This window comes from Streptomyces sp. NPDC002076, from assembly GCF_053593835.1.
The window spans coordinates 49,749-66,385 of the sequence record NZ_JBSFDI010000028.1; the positions used below are offsets into that span (position 1 = coordinate 49,749).

Sequence of the window (16,637 nt, forward strand, 5' to 3'; positions counted from 1 at the left end):
CGCCCTCCGGGGTGCGCTTCAGTGGCCGTACGTCTGCTCGCAGATCTCCGCCTCCGGGCTGTCTGCTCGCCAGCCGCCGTACTGCCCCCCCAGGGCGCACACGTTCGGGGCCTTCGGGACCGCGTTCGACAGGTCCGGGGCGGCGGTGTGCGACCGCCGGGGGCGCTCGTGGGGACCTGACGGAGCTGGGGGAGCCGCCGGAGGTTGATGTACGACCCGGGGTGCCTCCACCGTCGGCTGCGGCGTGGCCGGCGTGGCGCGCCTCGGGCGCCGGGACGGCCCCGTCATCTCCAGTGCCTCCTGGGCCGGCGCCTGTACCATCCGTGGCTTGGCGCTGCCGTCCGGCCGGGGTGCGGTCGGGAGCGAGGCGGCCATGTCCCTCGGTGGCGCGGGTGCCGCGGGGCGCTGTACCGTCACACAGCCGGAGAGGGCCGAGACGGCCACGGTGACCAGGAGCGCTGTGGTGGTCGTCGTTCGATGCACCCGGTCAACTCTGCTGGTTCGGTGCCCGGGTTGGCACCAGGGAGCCGAGGTTGTTGCCCCCGCACGGGTGATCTCGTGCCCCGTACGGAGGGGTTCGGGGTGACGGGGCTGACGTTCAGTCGCCGGTGGTGCCGTCGATCCGTTCGCGGATCAGATCGGCGTGGCCGTTGTGCCGGGCGTACTCCTCGATCATGTGGGTGTAGATCCAGCGCAGGCTGAACGGCTCGTCGCTGAACCTGCTCGGTCCCTTGGACGGATCGTCGAGAGCGAAGCCGGCCGCGTTGCGCCGGGCGATCTCGATCTCCGCCTGCCAGGTCGCGTACGCCTCCTGCCAGGTGTCGGCCTCGGTGAGATGGAACTCGCCGTCCCGGTCGTCCTCCGTGTAGTAGATCGGGCCGGGGTCGTCGCCCACGAGCACCTTGCGGAACCAGCCGCGTTCCACCTCCGCCATGTGCCGCACCAGGCCCATGAGGGACAGCTCGGAGGGCGGCACGGACGCGGTCCGCAGTTGCTCGTCGGTCAGGCCCTCGCACTTCCAGGCCAGCGTCCGGCGGTGGTAGTCCAGCCAGCCCTCCAGCATGGCGCGTTCACCGGCGTTCAGGGCGGGCTCTCGGCGTTCGGTCGTCATGCCCGTATCCTCGCCGAGGTTCCATGCCCCCCACCAAGGGTTTTCAGCGGCCCAGCATCCCCGCGAGCAGTTCCCGCAGGCCCTTGCGGATGTCCTCCAGGCCCGGTTGATCAGCGCTGAACGACCCCGCCGCGCAGGAGAACATCAGCCCGTCCGCCCAGGCGACCAGGGACAGCACATGCCGGGCCGGGTCGGGTGAGCCCACGGCGGTGAGCATCGCGGCCAGTTGCTCCCTGAAGACGGCACCGGTCCGGTCGTAGAAGGCGCGCAGTTCGGGGCGGCGGGTGGCCTCCAGGGCGAGTTCGTAGCGGGCGATCAGCAGGTCGCGGCCCCGGGTCAGGGAGCGGTGCACGGCCAGCGCCAGCCCGTCGGTGAGCGCGTCGGGTCCGCCGCTCGGATCCGGCATCTCGGCCAGGTCCAGTACCCGGGCCTCACGCTCGGCGTGCCGCCGTACCGTCAGTTCCAGCAGGGCCTGCCGGGTGCGCGCCACGTTCGACGTCGAGCCGAGCGGCAGCCCCGCCGCCTCGTCCACCGCCCGGTGCGTCAGCCCGCGCATCCCACGCTCGGCGAGCAGGGCGAGGGCTGCGTCGGCGACCAGGTCGGCTCGGGAGGCACTGGGGGTGCGTACGGACATGAGGTGACCCTATCTGTCTCACTACGGCTGTAGTAGAGTCGCACTCACTACAGATGTAGTTCGAGGAGTTTCGGAGGAGCCATGGCTCGGTCGGGGCGCGCGATCGTCATCGGTGGCGGCATCGGAGGTCTGGCCGCGGCGGCGGCTCTCCACCACAGGGGCTGGGAGGTGAGCGTGCTGGAGCGGGCCCGCTCCCTGGAGCCGGTCGGCGCGGCCATCTCACTCGCGCCGAACGCCCTGCGCGCCCTGGACGTGCTCGGCATCGGTGAGGAGATCCGGGATCTGGCTGCCTGGCAGGGGGACGGCGGACTGCGTACGCCGGGCGGGCGGTGGCTGTCCCGGTCCAGCGCCGAGGCGGCGTCCGCCCGTTTCGGCGGCCCGCTGGTCCTGCTGCCTCGCGCCGCCCTGGTCGACCGCCTCGCCGCCCTGCTCCCGCCGGGTGCCGTCCGCACGGCTACCGCCGCGCATCTCGCCGACCCCGGCGACGGCGGGCGGCCCGCCCGGGTGCGCATCGGCCACGACGAACTGGAGGCCGAGCTGGTGGTCGGCGCGGACGGCATCAACTCCCGCGTCCGCGGCGCCCTGTTCCCGGACCATCCCGGCCCGGTGTACGCGGGGTTCACCACCTGGCGGGTGCTTACCCCGGTGCCCGGCGTGGAGTTCGCCTCGCACGAGACCTGGGGCCGGGGCCGCATCTGGGGCACCCACCCGGTCAAGGACGGCCGCGTCTACGCCTATGCGGCGGCCATGACCCCGGCCGGCGGGCGGGCGCCCGACGACGAGAAGGCCGAACTCCTGCGCCTGTTCGGCAACTGGCACGACCCCATCCCCGCCGTGCTCGCCGCTGTCCGCCCCGAGGACGTCCTCCGGCACGACGTCCACCACATCGTCACGCCCCTGCCCGCCTACCACTTCGGCCGGGTGGCCCTGCTCGGCGACGCCGCCCACGCCATGCCGCCGACCCTCGGCCAGGGCGGCAACCAGGCCATCGAGGACGCCGTCGTGCTCGCCCACCACAGCGGTGACCTCGCCGCCTACACCGCCGCCCGGCTGCCGCGCACCACCGCGATCGCCCGCCGGGCCGTCAAGGCCGCCCGCGTGAACATGGCCGGCGACCCCGTCGCCGTCGCCGTACGCGACACCGTGATCGCGGCCCTGTCCAAGGCCGCACCCGCGCTCCTCCTGCGCGGCTTCGACGACATCGCCGGCTGGCGGCCCCCGTATGCTGCCGGAGAGGCAATCGAGCGGTAGGGGAGAGCACGTGAAGGTCGGCTGCATCGGACTCGGGGACATCGCGCAGAAGGCGTACCTGCCGGTGCTGGCCATGCAGCCGGGGGTCGACCTGCACCTCCAGACCAGGACGCCCGCCACTCTGGACCGGGTCGCGGACAGCCTGCATCTGCCGCCCGGCCGGCGCCACACCACGCTCGACTCCCTGCTCGCCGCCGGTCTCGACGCGGCCTTCGTGCACGCGCCGACCGCCGTCCACCCCGAGATCGTCACCCGGCTGCTCGACGCGGGCGTACCGACGTACGTGGACAAGCCGCTCGCCTACGAACTCGCCGACTCCGAGCGGTTGGTGAGCCTCGCCGAGGAGCGCGGGGCCTCCCTGTTCGTCGGCTTCAACCGTCGGTACGCGCCCGGGTACGCGCAGTGTCTGGAGCACCCGCGCGAGCTGATCCTCATGCAGAAGAACCGGGTCGGGCTGCCCGAGGAACCGCGCTCGATGATCCTGGACGACTTCATCCACGTCGTCGACACTCTGCGCTTCCTGGTGCCGGGGACGATCGACGACATCACCGTGCGCGCCCGCGTCGAGGCCGGGCTGCTGCACCATGTCGTGCTCCAGCTCGCCGGGGACGGCTTCACCGCGCTCGGCGTGATGAACCGGCTCAGCGGGTCCACGGAGGAGATCCTGGAGGTCTCCGGGCAGGACACCAAGCGCCAGGTGCTCAACCTCGCCGAGGTGATCGACCACAAGGGCCAGCCGACCGTGCGCCGGCGCGGCGACTGGGTGCCGGTGGCCCGGCAGCGCGGCATCGAACAGGCGGTCCTCGCCTTCCTCGACGCCGTGCGCGCCGGGAAGGTGCTCAGTGCCCGGGACGCGCTGGCGACCCATGAGCTGTGCGAGCGGGTGGTACGAGCGGTTCGGGACCGTTCCGCCGCAGCCTGAGCGTCCGCAGGCTCTCGGTGACGCACAGCGCCGCCAGCACCAGCAGCGCGCCGTGCACCGGCCAGTCGCCGTAGCGGACGTACGGCGTGATGCCGTGCGCGAGCGGTACGTCGTACACGCGGGCAGTGCTCGCGTCGGTGCCGAGCCACGGACCGAGCTGCTGCCCGCCCGGGCCGTACACGGCCGAGACGCCGGTGAGGGTGGCGTGCACCATCGGGCGGCCGGTCTCGGCGGCCCGCAGCGCGGCCAGCGAGGCATGCTGCTCCGGTGCCCAGCTGTCCTGGAAGGTGGAGGTGGCCGACTGCCCGAGCAGGACGTCGGCGCCGTCCTCGGCGAGATGCCGGCTCATGTCGGGGAACGCGGTCTCGAAGCAGATCAGCGGGCCGATCCGCAGCCCGTGCCCGACGTTCATCACGACCTGCTCGGTGCCGCGCCTGCGGTCCTCGCCGGCCGCCTTGCCGACCGAGGTGGCCCAGCCGAGGAGCGAGCGTGCCGGTATGTACTCGCCGAAGGGCACGAGCCGCATCTTGTCGTACCGTTCGCCGGTCGGGCCGTCAGGACCGATCAGCACCGAACTCTTGTAGATCCCGGCCCGGTCGGAGCGGCGGGCGTCCACGTTCACCAGCACGTCCGCGCCGGTCGCGCGGGACAGCGCGACGATCCGCCGGGCCAGGTCGGGCCGGTGGCCCAGGTCGTACCCGACGCTGGACTCGCCCCACACGACCAGGTCGAGGTCCTGTCCGACGAGCCGCCGGGTCAGCTGCTCCTCGCGGTCGAACCGCTTCTCGCCGCTGTCGTGCCCGTCCACGATCCCGGGCTGTACGACGGCGATCCGCACCTGCCCGTCGACCTGCGGGCGCGGTGCCCAGGCCCATACGGCCGAGGTCGCGGCGGCCGTGGCGACCAGCGAGGCCACGGCCGGGACGCGGGCCTCGCGCACGGATATCAGCACGGCCGCCGCCACGTTGACGGCCACCACCAGAAAGCTCAGCAGCCACACTCCGCCGACCGAGGCCAGCCGCAGCGCCGGCGACACCTGCCACTGGCTGGCGCCCAGCATGCCCCACGGCCCACCCAGCCCCTGCCAGGAGCGCACCAGCTCCACCATGAGCCAGCCGGAGGGCAGCACCAGCACCGCGGCGGCGCCCCGCCCCGGGGACGGCTGCTCGCCGAGGAACCGGCGCACCAGCCAGCCCCAGGGCGCCCAGAGCGCGCCCAGCAGGGCGGCTATCAGGAAGATGAACACGTGCAGGCTCGGCAACAGCCAGTGGTGCACGGCCACCAGGAAGCCGAAGCCGCCGCACCAGCCGTCGTACGCCGCGCGGCGCCCGCTCGGAGCCGACCGGGCCAGCAGAATCCAGGGGACCAGCGCGACGTAGGCGAACCACCACAGGGCCGGCGCCGGGAACGAGAGCACGGGAAGGGCGCCGGCGATCGCGGCAGCGCCCGAGCGCCGCCAAGGGGAGGCGAGCCAGTGGTTGATCGTCCTCATGGGGGCCCTCCCTGCCCTGCGCTCATTCCAGTGTGCGCGGTGGGGGCGATCTACGACAGGGGGCGTGGGGGCGCGCGGAAGAGTTCGGGACCCCGCGCGCCTATGGGGTTTCAGTGCCCTTGGCCGGCAGGCGCCGCCATTTTTCCTCGACCGCCACCTTGCGCAGGCGCCAGCCCTCCCGGGTGCGCAGGAGCGCGAAGTCGTACCGGCCGCCGCAGACCAGGTCCGGAGCCGTAGGGCTGCCGTTGCTCGCGAAGCGCATCGGGTTGAGGTAGTCGGCCCGTACCGAGGCGGTGTCGCCGGTGTCGTGTTCCAGGAGGCCGAACCGGATCTGGCGGTTGACGATCAGGTGCTGGCGCATGGCGAACAGTGCCAGGCTCTCCGCGAGCCATCCGGCGACCTGTCCCGCGTCGCCCTCTATGCCGCCGGCCGAACGGTAGTCGGCCCGCCCGTCCGTCGTGAAAAGCATCCGGTACGCGGTCCAGTCTCCGTCGTCCACCGCCACCGCGTACGCGGTGATCAGCTCGTCCACGGCCAGCCGGTCGATCACGGTCGCGAGCTCAGCGCGCTGCGTCATCGGCACAGTGTTGGGCATGGCGGGCGCGGAGCCAAGAGGCGCGCCGGGACAATCGCCGGCGCGTGCCGGAGACGTGCTGTGCGCTTCTGATCTGTCCGCGCCAGCGAGGGATGCCCGCATCATCCAGGTATCGGTGCATGGCTTCCGTGGGAAGGCTCGGGTTGCCGAGGGCGTGGGCGGAGGTCTCCGGATCTCCGCAGCTCCGGAGGATCAGATCGACCGGCAGCGCCGGGTGGCCGGCCGCCCGCCATGGCGCGTACCCGCTTGTCGGGGTCGGCGAGCAACTGGACCACGGCGTCGACGGACGCCTCGGCGTCGAGTTCCACGAGCCTTCGCTTCTCCGGGTCCGGGTCGGCCAGGAGGTGCCGCTGAGCGGGCAGGGGCAGTGGCTGCACGGGACGCGGAACCACGTGGGTCCGACAAGCTCTGCCGCACGGCCAGAACTGGAGCGGGGGACAAGGCTGTTGCCCCAGGAGCTGCCGTATCCGGTGGCGGGCGAGGCGCTCGCGCATCTGCGGGCGCAGACCGGCGGCAGCGGGCCGGCGCCCGCGTCAGGCCGCCTTCACGACCTCACCGCGGATCGCTTCGGCCCACTCGACCACCAACAGCTCGTACTCCGCGCGCTCCTGGGCCGACAGGGTGCCGCCCGCACGCAGCCACAGCGCCCGGATCTGCTCGTTCACCTCGGCGGCAGACCGCACGGAACCAGAGGGCGGGAAATCGGGGGACACGCGGACAGCCTAGGGGTAAGCACTGACAGTGCGCTACCGCCCGGCTACACAGAACGTATGCGGTTGGTCACCGCCGCCGGCCGTCGCGTCCTCAGTCGATCCGGACCACCACGCACATGCCCCGCCGGGCCGCCTCGCGGAAGAAGGCGCGGGTGGCGGTGAAGTGCCCGGCCAGGTAGGCCCGTACGTCACCGCTGAAGCCGGGGAATCCGCAGGCAGCGGCGGCCGCGGGTGGGGCCGTGGGCAGTCGGGCGAGGACGCCGTCGAGGTCCGTTCCGTCCAGGGCCCGGGAGATGTCCGAAACAGCGGCGGTCGGACAGGAGCCGGGGCGGCTCTCCGTGCCGATCTGGGTGATCGCCGGGAAGGCGGGCCGGAGCCGCCGCGCCGAATCAGGGGGTGAACGGCTCATTCGCTCCCCGGTGTTGACCGGCCCCGGCGCCGCCGCTTACGTTGCAGCGCAGGAGAAAGCGCTTGCTGCCTTGCTTGCCGCACTGCCGGCCCGCGCGCCCGCCGTACCGGAGGAGTGCTGAACCCGCCCATGCCACCCGCTCCCCTCCCGCCCAGGCCCAACCGCCCTCGTCCGACAACTCCGTTCACCGGCCGGCGCATCCGGGCGGCCGTCATCGGCACCGGCGCCATCGGGCGCGGCTCCCATCTGCCCGCACTGGCTCGGCTCGCCGAGGAGGGTGAGACGGAGGTCGTCGCCGCCGTCGACATCGACCAGGGCGCCGTCGAGGCCTTCTGCGCCGAGACCGGCATCCCGCACGCCTATACCGACCTCGACCGGATGCTGGCCGAACAGCGGCCCGACCTGGTCAGCATCTGCACACCGCCCACCCTGCACCGCGCGCAGACCGTGGCGGCGCTGCGCGCCGGGGCCTGGGTGTGGTGCGAGAAGCCGCCGGTGCCCTCGCTCGCCGACTTCGACGCGATCGAGGCGGAGGAGGGTGCGGACGGCGGTCCGTACGCGGCGATCGTCTTCCAGCACCGGTTCGGCTCCGGATCCCGGCATGTGCGCCGGCTGCTCGCCGAAGGCGCCCTCGGACGGCCCCTGGTGGCGCACTGTCAGACCACCTGGTACCGGGACTCCGCCTACTACGCCGTGCCCTGGCGGGGCCGCTGGCACACCGAGGGCGGCGGCCCGGCCATGGGTCACGGCATCCACCAGATGGACCTGCTGCTGGACCTGCTCGGGCCGTGGAGCGAGGTGCGGGCCATGGCCGGGCGGCTGGTGCACGACGTCGAGACGGAGGACGTCTCCACCGCGCTGGTCCGCTTCGCGAGCGGCGCCCTCGCGACCGTCGTCAACAGCGTGCTGAGCCCCGACGAGGTCAGCCGCATCCGCATCGACTGCGAGCGCGCGACCGTCGAGCTGACCCACCTCTACGGCCACGCCAACGACAACTGGCGCATCACCCCGGCCCCCCACGTCCCCGCCGAACAGGCCGAGCGGTGGCGGGACTTCGGTCCGGACGTGCCCAGCTCGCACCTGGCCCAACTGCGCGAACTGGTCGCGAGCATGCGGGCGGGCGAGCGGCCGCGCAGCAGCGGCGCGGACGGGCGCACCAGCCTGGAGCTGATCACGGCCCTGTACAAGTCGGCCTTCACCGACACCACCGTCCGCGCCGGCGAGATCGGCCCCGGCGACCCCTACTACACCGCCCTGCACGGCGGCGCCCCCGGTTGGGCGCCCGCGACCGCCGAGGAGGTCCCGGCATGACCGGCGGACTGCGGCTCGTCCATGCGTACGGCGACCGGATCACCGTCTCCGAACCGGTCGGCGGCGTCGAGCTGTTCAGCTACGTCTACCGCCCCGAAGCCGCCTGGGAGGCCCCCCGGCCGTACCTCCACCCGGTCCGCACCCTCGCCGGTGCCGTCGTCACCGATTACCGCCCGAACGACCACCGCTGGCACAAGGGCCTGTCCCTGACCGCCTCGCACCTGTCCGGGGCGAACCTGTGGGGCGGCAACACCTACGTCCACGGGCAGGGGTATCTCGAACTGCCCGAGCGGGTCGGCTCGATGCGCCACGCCGGCTTCGACGAGGTCTCGGCGGCGGCCGACGGCCGGGCGACGATCGCCGAGCGGCTGACCTGGCATCCGTACGACGGTGAGCTGTGGGCCGAGGAGGAGCGGCGGATCGAGGTCCACGACGTCGAGCCGGACTCCGGCTCCTGGGCGCTGACGTGGACCAGTGCGATCACCAACCGGCGTGCCGAGCCGCTCGTCTTCGGCAGCCCGACCACCGCCGGGCGGGAACTGGCGGGCTACACCGGCCTGTTCTGGCGGGGCCCACGTGCCTTCCGGGAGGGGCGGATCATCGGGCCGCAGGGGGAGGGGCCCGCGCTGATGGGCACCCGGGCGCCCTGGCTCGCGTACTGCGGCGAACACGACGGCACCGACGGCCATGCCACCCTCGTCTTCGCGCACGCCCCGGGGAACGACCACTCCGGTGCGGGCGGAACCCATCCCGCCCACTGGTTCGTGCGCAACGATCCCTTCGCCGCCGTCGCCGCCTCCTGGTCCTTCTTCGAGGAGCTGGAACTCGCCCCCGGCGACACGCTCCGCCGCCGTTACCGGGTCGTCGTGACGGACGGTGCCTGGCAGCGGGAGGACGTCGTCAAGTACCTGGAGGCGCATCCGTGGTGAGCGCAGGGGAGCACACGTTCACGGGTCTGCCGGGCGGCGTCGCCGTCTCGGGGCTGTGCGTGTACGACTGGCCCGCCGCCGACGGGGTGCGCGGCGGAACTCCCCATGTCCATCTGGCCTGTTCGGAGGCTTACGTCGTCACTGGTGGCCGGGGCGCGGTACAGACGCTGACCGCGTCCGGCTACGAGGTCACCCCGCTCGCGCCCGGCAGGGTCGCCTGGTTCACGCCGGGCACCATCCACCGGCTGGTCAACGAGGGCGATCTGCGCATCACCGTCCTGATGCAGAACAGCGGGCTGCCGGAGGCGGGGGACGCGGTGCTCACGCTCCCGCCGGAGTACCTGGCCGACCCGGAGACGTACGCCGCCGCGACCACGATCCCGGCCGAGGCCCCGGAAGCCGAGCGGGAGCGGATCGCCCGCGCTCGACGTGACCTGGCCCTGGACGGCTACCGGGCGCTCCGCGAGGCCTCGGGGCCTCAGCCGCTGGCCGCCTTCCACCGGGCCGCCGCCGCGCTGGTGCGGCCCCGGATCGCCGAGTGGCGCCGGCGCTGGAGGAGCGGCGCCGCCGCTGCCGCCGTGGCCACGGGGGAGCAGCTGGACCGCCTGGAACGGGGTGACGTCTCGTACCTCGCCGAGGCGGTCGTGCGGGCGGAACTGCCCGTTGAGCAGGGAAAGTTCGGGATGTGCGGGCGGCTGGACGGCTACGCGGGGCCCTAGAGGTCGTGCCGGCGTCCGGGGGCGTCCGCGCCCCGGCCGTGGCAAGCCGGCCATGGCCGGCCCGCCGGGGCCCGGGCCGGTCGGCCCGGTTGCCGGGCGGGTAGCCTGGAGAGGGAAGGGCCCGATGCGCGGGGAGGCTCGATGAAGTACGTGGTGTTCTACGAGTCGGCCGACGACCTGGACGAGAAGGCGCCCGCCCACTTCGCCGCCCACGTGGCCCGCTACCAGCCGTTCGTCGAACGCGGCGAGCTGCTGATGATCGGCCCGTTCGCGAACCCCCGGGAAGAGGGCTCGATGGCCGTCTTCCGCACGCGCGAGGCGGCCGAGGAGTTCGTCGCCGGTGACCCGTTCGTCCTGCACGGGGTGGTGAAGGCCTGGCGCATCCGTGAGTGGAACGAGGCCCTCACCGCGCCCTGAGCCTCACGCCGCCGTCGGTCCGGTGCGCGTCCACCCCGGCGCCTGCGGATGGGCCGTCACGTCCTCGTGGCGGACCTCCTCGCCGCAGGCCCGGCAGGTGACCACCGGGACCAGTTCGTTGCCGCAGATGTGCTCGACGGCCATGGGCAGGTCGACGCCCTTGCGGATGTGGCGGTCGCCCCACTCCTTGAGCGTCATCAGGACCGGCTCCAGCTCCAGGCCGGCCTGCGTGGCCCGGTACTCGAAGCGCTGCGGGCGCTCGCTGTAGGCGCGCTTGGTGAGAATCCCGGCGTCCACGAGCCGGCGCAGCCGGGCGGCCAGGATGTCGCGCGGGGCGCCGATGTTGCGCACGAGCTGGTCGAAGCGGCCGTTGCCCAGGCACACCTCGCGCAGGACGAGCAGGGAGTACTTCTCGCCGACCAGCGCGAGGGCGTCGGCGATGGAGCAGGGGCGCGGGTCTTTCGTGGCGGCCATGAGGGCAAGTCTAGAGGAGGGTTTGTTTTTCCAACCCTCCGAGCTATGGTGAGTTTGGATTTCCTACTCACTGGTAGCTGCCGTAGCCCGCCACCCGGCTCGCCGCGGACAGCCAGGCGGCCAAGGAGGCCCCGCCATGCGCGACGCAGTGATCGTCGAAGCCGTGCGCACCCCCATCGGCAAGGGCAAGCCGAACGGCTCCCTCGCCCATGTCCACCCCGTGCAACTGCTCGCCCACACCCTGCGCACCCTGGTCGAGCGCTCCGGCGTCGACCCCGCGCTGATCGACGACGTCATCGGCGGCACCGTCGACCAGGTCGGCGAGCAGGCCATGAACACCACCCGGTACGCCGTACTGTCCGCCGGCTTCCCCGAGACGGTCCCGGCGACCACGGTGGACCGCCAGTGCGGCTCCTCCCAGCAGGCCGTGCACTTCGCCGCGCAGGGCGTCATGTCCGGGGCGTACGACCTGGTGGTCGCCTGCGGTGTGGAGTCGATGAGCCGAGTGCCGATGTGGTCCAACGTGCCCGCGGGCAAGGACCCGTTCGGTCCCGGCGTCGCCGAGCGCTACCCCGAGGGCCTGGTCCCGCAGGGCATCAGCGCGGAGCTGATCGCCGCCAAGTGGTCCCTCACGCGCGCGCGGATGGACGAGTTCGCCGTCTCCTCGCACCGCAAGGCCGCCGCCGCGTGGCAGGCCGGCCTCTTCGACGCCGAGATCGCGCCGCTGGACGGCGTTGCCCGCGACGAGTGCGTACGCCCCGACAGCACCCCGGAGGTCCTCGCCGGCCTCAGGCCCGCCTACCACGACCCCGGCTTCGCCGAGCGCTTCCCGCAGATCGAGTGGAACGTGACCGCGGGCAACGCCAGTCCGATCAACGACGGCGCCTCCGCCGTGCTGATCACCTCCAGCGACACCGCGGCCCGCCTCGGTCTGCGCCCGCTGGCCCGCCTGCACAGCTTCGCCGTCACCGGCTCCGATCCGCTGCTCATGCTGACGGGCGTCATACCGGCCACCGAGAAGGTGCTCCGCAGGGCGGGGCTGAGCCTGGCCGACATCGACCTCTTCGAGGTCAACGAGGCCTTCTCCAGCGTGGTGCTGGCCTGGCAGCAGGAGACCGGCGCCGATCTGGCGAAGGTCAATGTGCACGGCGGCGCGATCGCCCTCGGCCACCCGCTCGGCGCCAGCGGCACCCGGCTGACCACCACCCTGGTCCACGCCATGCGGGAACGCGGCGCCCGCTACGCCCTGCAGACCATGTGCGAGGCGGGCGGACTGGCCAACGCGATGATCCTCGAAGGCGTCTGACCGATGTGACCGTTACGGGCGGCGCAGGTGGTGACGCTTGCGCCAGGCCACCACCGCGCCCAGCAGCGCCGGTACGGCGATACCGGCCATCGCGATCAGGAAGGCGGGAGACGTCGGCGCGGAGGCGCGGGCGCCGGCGACCGCGTAGGCGGCGGTGTTCGGCACCGAGCCGACCGCGGTGGCCAGCAGAAACGGCCACCAGCCCATGCGGGAGACGGCCGCGCAGTAGTTCGCCGCCCAGAACGGCACGCCCGGGAAGAGCCGGGCCGCCAGCATGGACCGGAACCCGTGCCGGCTCAGCTGACCGTCGGCCGCCTGCAGCCAGCGGCCCCGCAGCAGCGGGCGCAGCGCGTCCTGCCCGAGCACCCGCCCGAGCCCGAAGGCCACACCCGCCCCGAGCACCGTGCCCGCCAGCGCCGTCGCCAGCCCCAGCTGCGAGCCGAACAGCGCGCCCGCCGCCAGGTTGAGCAGGGGACGCGGCACGAACGCCACGGTGCACAGCCCGTACGCCACACCGAACACCGCGGCCGCCGCGGCCCCGCCCAGCTGCGGCGGCCAGCCGTCCGTCAGCAGCCGCTGCGGTTCGAAGACCAGCACGCACGCGGCGGCAGCGGCGAGCAGGGCGAGCAGCAGCGACAGCCGGGCATAGGGGTGCGCCAGGGCCCGCGCGCACCGCCCGGCGAAACCGGCGCGGGGCAGGGGCGACACGGGTACGACGAGCTCCGTGGCGGCGGCCCGGGGAGGGGCCGTGGCGGTGCCAGAGCGGTTGGCATCGAGCATCCGGTGACATTAACCGACGAACGCGTGTGATCGCCGTCAAGTGCCGCGCATCGACGGGTCCGGGCACCCAAGGCGCCCGGACCCGTCGGCCCGTGTCTCACGCGGCGAGCGCGTGCCCGGGGTGCAGTACCACCTTGGTGTAGCCCTCGACCCGCTTGTCGAACTTCTCGTACGCCTGCGGCGCCTGGTCCAGCGGCAGCTCGTGGGAGACCACGAAACTGGGCTTGGCGCGCCCGGCGATGATCAGGTCGCGCAGCTGACGGTTGTACCGCTTGACGTTGCACTGACCGGTGCCCATCTGCTGGCCCTTCTCGAACATCTTGCCGATGGAGACCAGCAGCTGGCCGTGCTTGGCGTGCTCGTCGGGACCGCCCGGGTCCGAGGGCACGTACAGACCCGGCACACCGAGCATGCCGGTCGGCCGTACCGTCATGACCAGCTCGTTGAGGACGATGGCCGGCTCCTCGTGGCTGGCGTCGTGCGCCTGGGCCTGGTAGCCGACGGCGTCGACACCCTTGTCGGTGCCCTCGCCCCCGGTCTGCTCCTTGATCTGCTCCGCCGGGTCGCCCTTGGTGAAGTCGATCGGGATGGCCCCGATCTCCTCCGCCTTGGCGAGCCGCTCGGGCACCCGGTCGACGGAGAACACCTTCGACGCACCGCGCAGCAGCGCCGAGTAGGCGGCCATCAGCCCCACCGGTCCGGCGCCGTAGACGGCCACGCTCTCACCCGGGGACACCTGGGCGAGTTCGCAACCGTGGTAGCCCGTCGGGAAGATGTCGGCGAGCAGCACGAAATCGGTCTCGAACTCGTCGCCCGGAGGCAGTTTCAAGCAGTTGAAGTCGGCGAACGGCACCCGCAACAGCTCGGCCTGGCCGCCCTTGTAGGGGCCCATCGCCACATAGCCGTAGGCCCCGCCCGCGAATCCGGGATTGACCGTCAGACAGAAGCCGGTCTTCCCGGCGAGACAGTTCTTGCAGAATCCGCAGGCGACGTTGAACGGCATCACGACACGGTCACCCTGGTTCAGGGAGGTCACGCCGCTGCCGACCTCCTCGATGATGCCGAGGTTCTCGTGCCCGAAGACGATGCCCGACTCGGCCGCCGTGCGGCCTTCGTACATGTGCAGGTCCGAGCCGCATATGGCGCTCGACGTGACGCGTACCAGCACATCGTTGGGATGCTGGATCCGGGGATCCTGGACGTCCTTCACCACCACGCTGAAGGGCTCTTCGTAGACGACGGCCTTCACCTCTGTCACCTCCGCCGCTCCACCGCCAGTACCTCCAGGTAACGCCGGTGTGCAAGGGGGTGCAACCCGCGTCGGGAGGGGCCGCTGAGCTGTGGTTCGCGCGGCATGTACGAACGTGTATTCGATAGCAGGGTTCGTTCATGGCCGTCACCGGGGCGGCCCCGCCGCAGCTGCCGCGCAGCGCCCTCGCCGACACCGTGCTGGAGCAGGTGACGGCCGTGTTCCCGGCCGCCGCAGACCCCGGTCGGGCCGGCCCGATGCGGGCGTACACGAGGGACGTGGCGCCTTTCCTCGGCATCCCCACCCTGGACCGCCGCGCCCTGTCCCGCACCGTCCTCGCGGGCACCCCGCGCCCCGACGAGGCCGACTGCACCGCGATCGCGCTGTGCTGCTGGGCACTGCCCGGGCGCGAGTACCACTACTTCGCGGTGGACCATCTGCGCCGGCACGCCGGACGGTGCTCCTCCGGCTTCGTGCCGGTGACCCGGCACCTCGTCACCACCGTCCCCTGGTGGGACACCGTGGATCCGCTCGCCGCGCACGTGGTCGGGCGCCTGGTCGCCGCCGATCCCGGGCTCACCGCCGACATGGACGCCTGGATCACCGACGGCGACCTGTGGCTGGTGCGCACGGCCCTGCTCCATCAGCCGGCCCGCAAGGAAAGCACCGACACCGACCGGCTGTTCACCTACTGCCTGCTCCAGTCCGGGCATCCCGACTTCTTCGTCCGCAAGGCGATCGGCTGGGCCCTGCGCGAGTACGCCAAGACCGGCCCCGAGGCCGTACGGGCCTTCCTGGCGCGGGAGCGGGGCCGGTTCGCGCCGCTGACCGTCCGGGAGGCGCTGGAGAACATCGGCGGCTGAACTCCCCATGGCGGAAAACCATTCGACGCCGGACACGCCGTCGACGAGGATCGACGGCATGTTCCGGTACGCCTTCCTCCTCGCAGCATCCGCCGTCGCGGATGCGCCGAAGGCTGCCGTCCCGATCCTCGTGGCCGCTGTCGACGGCGCCCGAAGCTGACCCTCTCCGGAACGTCCGGCGGACCCCGCAGGGGGAGGGTCGGCCAGTCCCCGGGGTCCCGCATTTCCTTCTCACGGCTGAGAGGCTTCGAGGTACAGCCATGTCCAAAACGGCCTACGTGCGCACCAAGCCGCACCTGAACATCGGCACCATGGGGCACGTCGACCATGGCAAGACCACCCTGACCGCCGCCATCACCAAGGTCCTCGCCGAGCGCGGCACCGGCAGCACCACTCGATACGTTTCGTTCGACCGCATCGACCGGGCCCCGGAGGAGGCCGCGCGCGGCATCACCATCAACATCGCGCACGTCGAGTACGAGACCGACACCCGGCACTACGCCCACGTGGACATGCCGGGGCACGCCGACTACGTCAAGAACATGGTCACCGGCGCGGCGCAGCTCGACGGGGCGATCCTCGTCGTGTCCGCGCTCGACGGCATCATGCCGCAGACCGCCGAACACGTGCTGCTCGCCCGGCAGGTGGGCGTCGACCACATCGTCGTCGCGCTCAACAAGGCCGACGGCACGGACGACGAGGAGCTGATCGACCTCGTCGAGCTGGAGGTCCGCGACCTGCTCACGGCCCAGGGCTACCCGGGCGACGCCGTGCCGGTCGTACGGGTCTCCGGGCTGCGCGCGCTGGAGGGCGACCCGCGCTGGACGGCATCCATCGAGGCGCTGCTCGACGCGGTGGACACCTATGTGCCCATGCCGGAGCGGTACCTGGACGCGCCGTTCCTGCTGCCGGTGGAGAACGTGCTCACGATCACCGGCCGGGGCACGGTCGTCACCGGCGCCGTGGAGCGGGGGACGCTCCGTCTGGGGGACCGGGTGTCGGTGCTCGGCGCCGATGTGGAGTCCGTCGTCACCGGGCTGGAGACCTTCGGCAAGCCCATGGACGAGGCGCAGGCCGGGGACAACGTGGCGGTGCTGCTGCGGGGTGTGCCACGCGACGCCGTGCGGCGCGGGCACGTCGTGGCGGCGCCGGGCAGTGTCGTGCCCGCCCGGCGGTTCTCGGCTCGGGTGTATCTGCTGTCGGGGCGCGAGGGGGGCCGTACGACGCCGGTGGTGACCGGGTACCGGCCGCAGTTCTACATCCGTACGGCGGATGTCGTGGGGGACGTCGACCTCGGTCCGGTGGGTGCCGCCCGGCCCGGGGAGACCGTGGAGATGGTCGTTGAACTGGGGCGGGAGGTGCCGTTGGAGCCGGGGCTCGGGTTCGCCATCCGTGAGGGTGGACGGACCGTGGGCGCGGGGACGGTGTCCACCGTGGAGTGAGACCCCCCACGGACACCACA

At 72.5% G+C, this 16,637-nt stretch carries 20 protein-coding genes; 10 read left to right on the plus strand and 10 right to left on the minus strand.

Translation table 11 applies throughout. The features are described from left to right. Positions 1 to 18: 18 nt before the first annotated feature. From ACWCQS_RS39465 to ACWCQS_RS39475, 3 genes are all read right to left on the minus strand, one after another. On the minus strand, positions 19 to 483 hold the full coding sequence (locus ACWCQS_RS39465; RefSeq protein WP_451008960.1) for a hypothetical protein: 465 nt from the start codon (positions 481 to 483) through the stop codon (positions 19 to 21). Positions 484 to 598: 115 nt separating this feature from the next. Then, positions 599 to 1,111, minus strand: coding sequence for a DinB family protein (locus ACWCQS_RS39470; RefSeq protein WP_451008961.1), 513 nt, complete (start codon positions 1,109 to 1,111; stop codon positions 599 to 601). A gap of 43 nt (positions 1,112 to 1,154) precedes the next feature. Then, the gene (locus tag ACWCQS_RS39475; protein WP_451008962.1) at positions 1,155 to 1,745 is read right to left on the minus strand and encodes a TetR/AcrR family transcriptional regulator; all 591 of its coding nucleotides are present in this window, start codon (positions 1,743 to 1,745) and stop codon (positions 1,155 to 1,157) included. Between the two features lie 81 nt (positions 1,746 to 1,826). On the opposite strand from ACWCQS_RS39475, the gene ACWCQS_RS39480 reads away from it, so the two are divergent. Both ACWCQS_RS39480 and ACWCQS_RS39485 read left to right on the plus strand, forming a co-directional pair. Then, on the plus strand, positions 1,827 to 2,996 hold the full coding sequence (locus ACWCQS_RS39480) for an FAD-dependent monooxygenase (RefSeq protein ID WP_451008963.1): 1,170 nt from the start codon (positions 1,827 to 1,829) through the stop codon (positions 2,994 to 2,996). A 10-nt stretch (positions 2,997 to 3,006) separates the two neighbouring features. Then, positions 3,007 to 3,918 carry a Gfo/Idh/MocA family protein gene (locus ACWCQS_RS39485; RefSeq protein ID WP_451008964.1) on the plus strand — a complete coding sequence of 304 codons (912 nt, stop codon included), beginning with the start codon at positions 3,007 to 3,009 and terminating at the stop codon, positions 3,916 to 3,918. Here the strand turns inward: ACWCQS_RS39485 and lnt are convergent. The 4 genes from lnt to ACWCQS_RS39505 all read right to left on the minus strand — a co-directional run bounded on the left by lnt (position 3,836) and on the right by ACWCQS_RS39505 (position 7,127). Continuing rightward, positions 3,836 to 5,410, minus strand: a complete 1,575-nt coding sequence (gene lnt / locus ACWCQS_RS39490; protein WP_451008965.1) for an apolipoprotein N-acyltransferase — start codon at positions 5,408 to 5,410, stop codon at positions 3,836 to 3,838. The genes ACWCQS_RS39485 and lnt overlap by 83 nt on opposite strands. 100 nt (positions 5,411 to 5,510) lie before the next feature. Next, complete coding sequence (locus ACWCQS_RS39495; RefSeq protein ID WP_451008966.1) at positions 5,511 to 5,987, minus strand: nuclear transport factor 2 family protein; 477 nt, start codon at positions 5,985 to 5,987, stop codon at positions 5,511 to 5,513. 551 nt (positions 5,988 to 6,538) lie between these two features. Then, the gene (locus ACWCQS_RS39500) at positions 6,539 to 6,718 is read right to left on the minus strand and encodes a hypothetical protein (RefSeq protein ID WP_451008967.1); all 180 of its coding nucleotides are present in this window, start codon (positions 6,716 to 6,718) and stop codon (positions 6,539 to 6,541) included. 91 nt (positions 6,719 to 6,809) lie between these two features. Continuing rightward, on the minus strand, positions 6,810 to 7,127 hold the full coding sequence (locus ACWCQS_RS39505; protein WP_451008968.1) for a hypothetical protein: 318 nt from the start codon (positions 7,125 to 7,127) through the stop codon (positions 6,810 to 6,812). A gap of 129 nt (positions 7,128 to 7,256) precedes the next feature. Between ACWCQS_RS39505 and ACWCQS_RS39510 the strand changes: the two genes are divergently transcribed. The 4 genes from ACWCQS_RS39510 to ACWCQS_RS39525 all read left to right on the plus strand — a co-directional run bounded on the left by ACWCQS_RS39510 (position 7,257) and on the right by ACWCQS_RS39525 (position 10,503). After that, on the plus strand, positions 7,257 to 8,438 hold the full coding sequence (locus tag ACWCQS_RS39510; RefSeq protein WP_451008969.1) for a Gfo/Idh/MocA family protein: 1,182 nt from the start codon (positions 7,257 to 7,259) through the stop codon (positions 8,436 to 8,438). Then, on the plus strand, positions 8,435 to 9,367 hold the full coding sequence (locus ACWCQS_RS39515; protein ID WP_451008970.1) for a DUF6807 domain-containing protein: 933 nt from the start codon (positions 8,435 to 8,437) through the stop codon (positions 9,365 to 9,367). The genes ACWCQS_RS39510 and ACWCQS_RS39515 overlap by 4 nt, the downstream gene beginning before the upstream one ends. Further along, a complete protein-coding gene (locus ACWCQS_RS39520) occupies positions 9,364 to 10,086 on the plus strand; it encodes a cupin domain-containing protein (RefSeq protein ID WP_451008971.1) in 723 nt (240 codons plus the stop codon). The genes ACWCQS_RS39515 and ACWCQS_RS39520 overlap by 4 nt, the downstream gene beginning before the upstream one ends. Positions 10,087 to 10,227: 141 nt before the next feature. Next, positions 10,228 to 10,503: a YciI family protein gene (locus ACWCQS_RS39525; RefSeq protein ID WP_451008972.1), complete on the plus strand. Its 276-nt coding sequence runs from the start codon at positions 10,228 to 10,230 to the stop codon at positions 10,501 to 10,503. A 3-nt stretch (positions 10,504 to 10,506) separates the two neighbouring features. Here the strand turns inward: ACWCQS_RS39525 and ACWCQS_RS39530 are convergent, their stop codons facing one another. Beyond that, on the minus strand, positions 10,507 to 10,977 hold the full coding sequence (locus tag ACWCQS_RS39530; RefSeq protein WP_451008973.1) for a winged helix-turn-helix transcriptional regulator: 471 nt from the start codon (positions 10,975 to 10,977) through the stop codon (positions 10,507 to 10,509). A 136-nt stretch (positions 10,978 to 11,113) separates the two neighbouring features. On the opposite strand from ACWCQS_RS39530, the gene ACWCQS_RS39535 reads away from it, so the two are divergent. Further along, a complete protein-coding gene (locus tag ACWCQS_RS39535; RefSeq protein WP_451008974.1) occupies positions 11,114 to 12,283 on the plus strand; it encodes a thiolase family protein in 1,170 nt (389 codons plus the stop codon). A gap of 12 nt (positions 12,284 to 12,295) precedes the next feature. Here the strand turns inward: ACWCQS_RS39535 and ACWCQS_RS39540 are convergent, their stop codons facing one another. Together ACWCQS_RS39540 and ACWCQS_RS39545 are read right to left on the minus strand one after the other, a co-directional pair. Then, positions 12,296 to 13,063 (minus strand): TVP38/TMEM64 family protein, encoded by a 768-nt coding sequence (locus ACWCQS_RS39540; RefSeq protein ID WP_451008975.1) that lies wholly within the window; start codon positions 13,061 to 13,063, stop codon positions 12,296 to 12,298. Positions 13,064 to 13,160: 97 nt separating this feature from the next. Next, positions 13,161 to 14,312, minus strand: coding sequence for a glutathione-independent formaldehyde dehydrogenase (locus tag ACWCQS_RS39545; protein ID WP_451009016.1), 1,152 nt, complete (start codon positions 14,310 to 14,312; stop codon positions 13,161 to 13,163). Between the two features lie 140 nt (positions 14,313 to 14,452). Here ACWCQS_RS39545 and ACWCQS_RS39550 point away from each other — a divergent pair, with 140 nt between their 5' ends. The 3 genes from ACWCQS_RS39550 (at position 14,453) to tuf (ending at position 16,617) form a co-directional block, all read left to right on the plus strand. Continuing rightward, entirely contained in the window at positions 14,453 to 15,175 is a 723-nt protein-coding gene (locus tag ACWCQS_RS39550; protein ID WP_451008976.1) for a DNA alkylation repair protein, read from the plus strand. A 7-nt stretch (positions 15,176 to 15,182) separates the two neighbouring features. Continuing rightward, positions 15,183 to 15,335, plus strand: a complete 153-nt coding sequence (locus ACWCQS_RS39555) for a hypothetical protein (protein ID WP_451009020.1) — start codon at positions 15,183 to 15,185, stop codon at positions 15,333 to 15,335. Between the two features lie 100 nt (positions 15,336 to 15,435). Further along, positions 15,436 to 16,617 carry an elongation factor Tu gene (tuf, locus tag ACWCQS_RS39560; RefSeq protein ID WP_451008977.1) on the plus strand — a complete coding sequence of 394 codons (1,182 nt, stop codon included), beginning with the start codon at positions 15,436 to 15,438 and terminating at the stop codon, positions 16,615 to 16,617. Positions 16,618 to 16,637: the final 20 nt, after the last annotated feature.

Coding starts and splice junctions, on each gene's coding strand:
- ACWCQS_RS39470 (WP_451008961.1), bottom strand. CDS start 1,111: ATGACGACCGAACGCCGAGAGCCCGCCCTGAACGCCGGTGAACGCGCC.
- ACWCQS_RS39475 (WP_451008962.1), bottom strand. CDS start 1,745: ATGTCCGTACGCACCCCCAGTGCCTCCCGAGCCGACCTGGTCGCCGAC.
- ACWCQS_RS39480 (WP_451008963.1), top strand. CDS start 1,827: ATGGCTCGGTCGGGGCGCGCGATCGTCATCGGTGGCGGCATCGGAGGT.
- lnt (WP_451008965.1), bottom strand. CDS start 5,410: ATGAGGACGATCAACCACTGGCTCGCCTCCCCTTGGCGGCGCTCGGGC.
- ACWCQS_RS39495 (WP_451008966.1), bottom strand. CDS start 5,987: ATGACGCAGCGCGCTGAGCTCGCGACCGTGATCGACCGGCTGGCCGTG.
- ACWCQS_RS39505 (WP_451008968.1), bottom strand. CDS start 7,127: ATGAGCCGTTCACCCCCTGATTCGGCGCGGCGGCTCCGGCCCGCCTTC.
- ACWCQS_RS39510 (WP_451008969.1), top strand. CDS start 7,257: ATGCCACCCGCTCCCCTCCCGCCCAGGCCCAACCGCCCTCGTCCGACA.
- ACWCQS_RS39515 (WP_451008970.1), top strand. CDS start 8,435: ATGACCGGCGGACTGCGGCTCGTCCATGCGTACGGCGACCGGATCACC.
- ACWCQS_RS39525 (WP_451008972.1), top strand. CDS start 10,228: ATGAAGTACGTGGTGTTCTACGAGTCGGCCGACGACCTGGACGAGAAG.
- ACWCQS_RS39530 (WP_451008973.1), bottom strand. CDS start 10,977: ATGGCCGCCACGAAAGACCCGCGCCCCTGCTCCATCGCCGACGCCCTC.
- ACWCQS_RS39535 (WP_451008974.1), top strand. CDS start 11,114: ATGCGCGACGCAGTGATCGTCGAAGCCGTGCGCACCCCCATCGGCAAG.
- ACWCQS_RS39540 (WP_451008975.1), bottom strand. CDS start 13,063: ATGCTCGATGCCAACCGCTCTGGCACCGCCACGGCCCCTCCCCGGGCC.
- ACWCQS_RS39550 (WP_451008976.1), top strand. CDS start 14,453: ATGGCCGTCACCGGGGCGGCCCCGCCGCAGCTGCCGCGCAGCGCCCTC.
- ACWCQS_RS39555 (WP_451009020.1), top strand. CDS start 15,183: ATGGCGGAAAACCATTCGACGCCGGACACGCCGTCGACGAGGATCGAC.
- tuf (WP_451008977.1), top strand. CDS start 15,436: ATGTCCAAAACGGCCTACGTGCGCACCAAGCCGCACCTGAACATCGGC.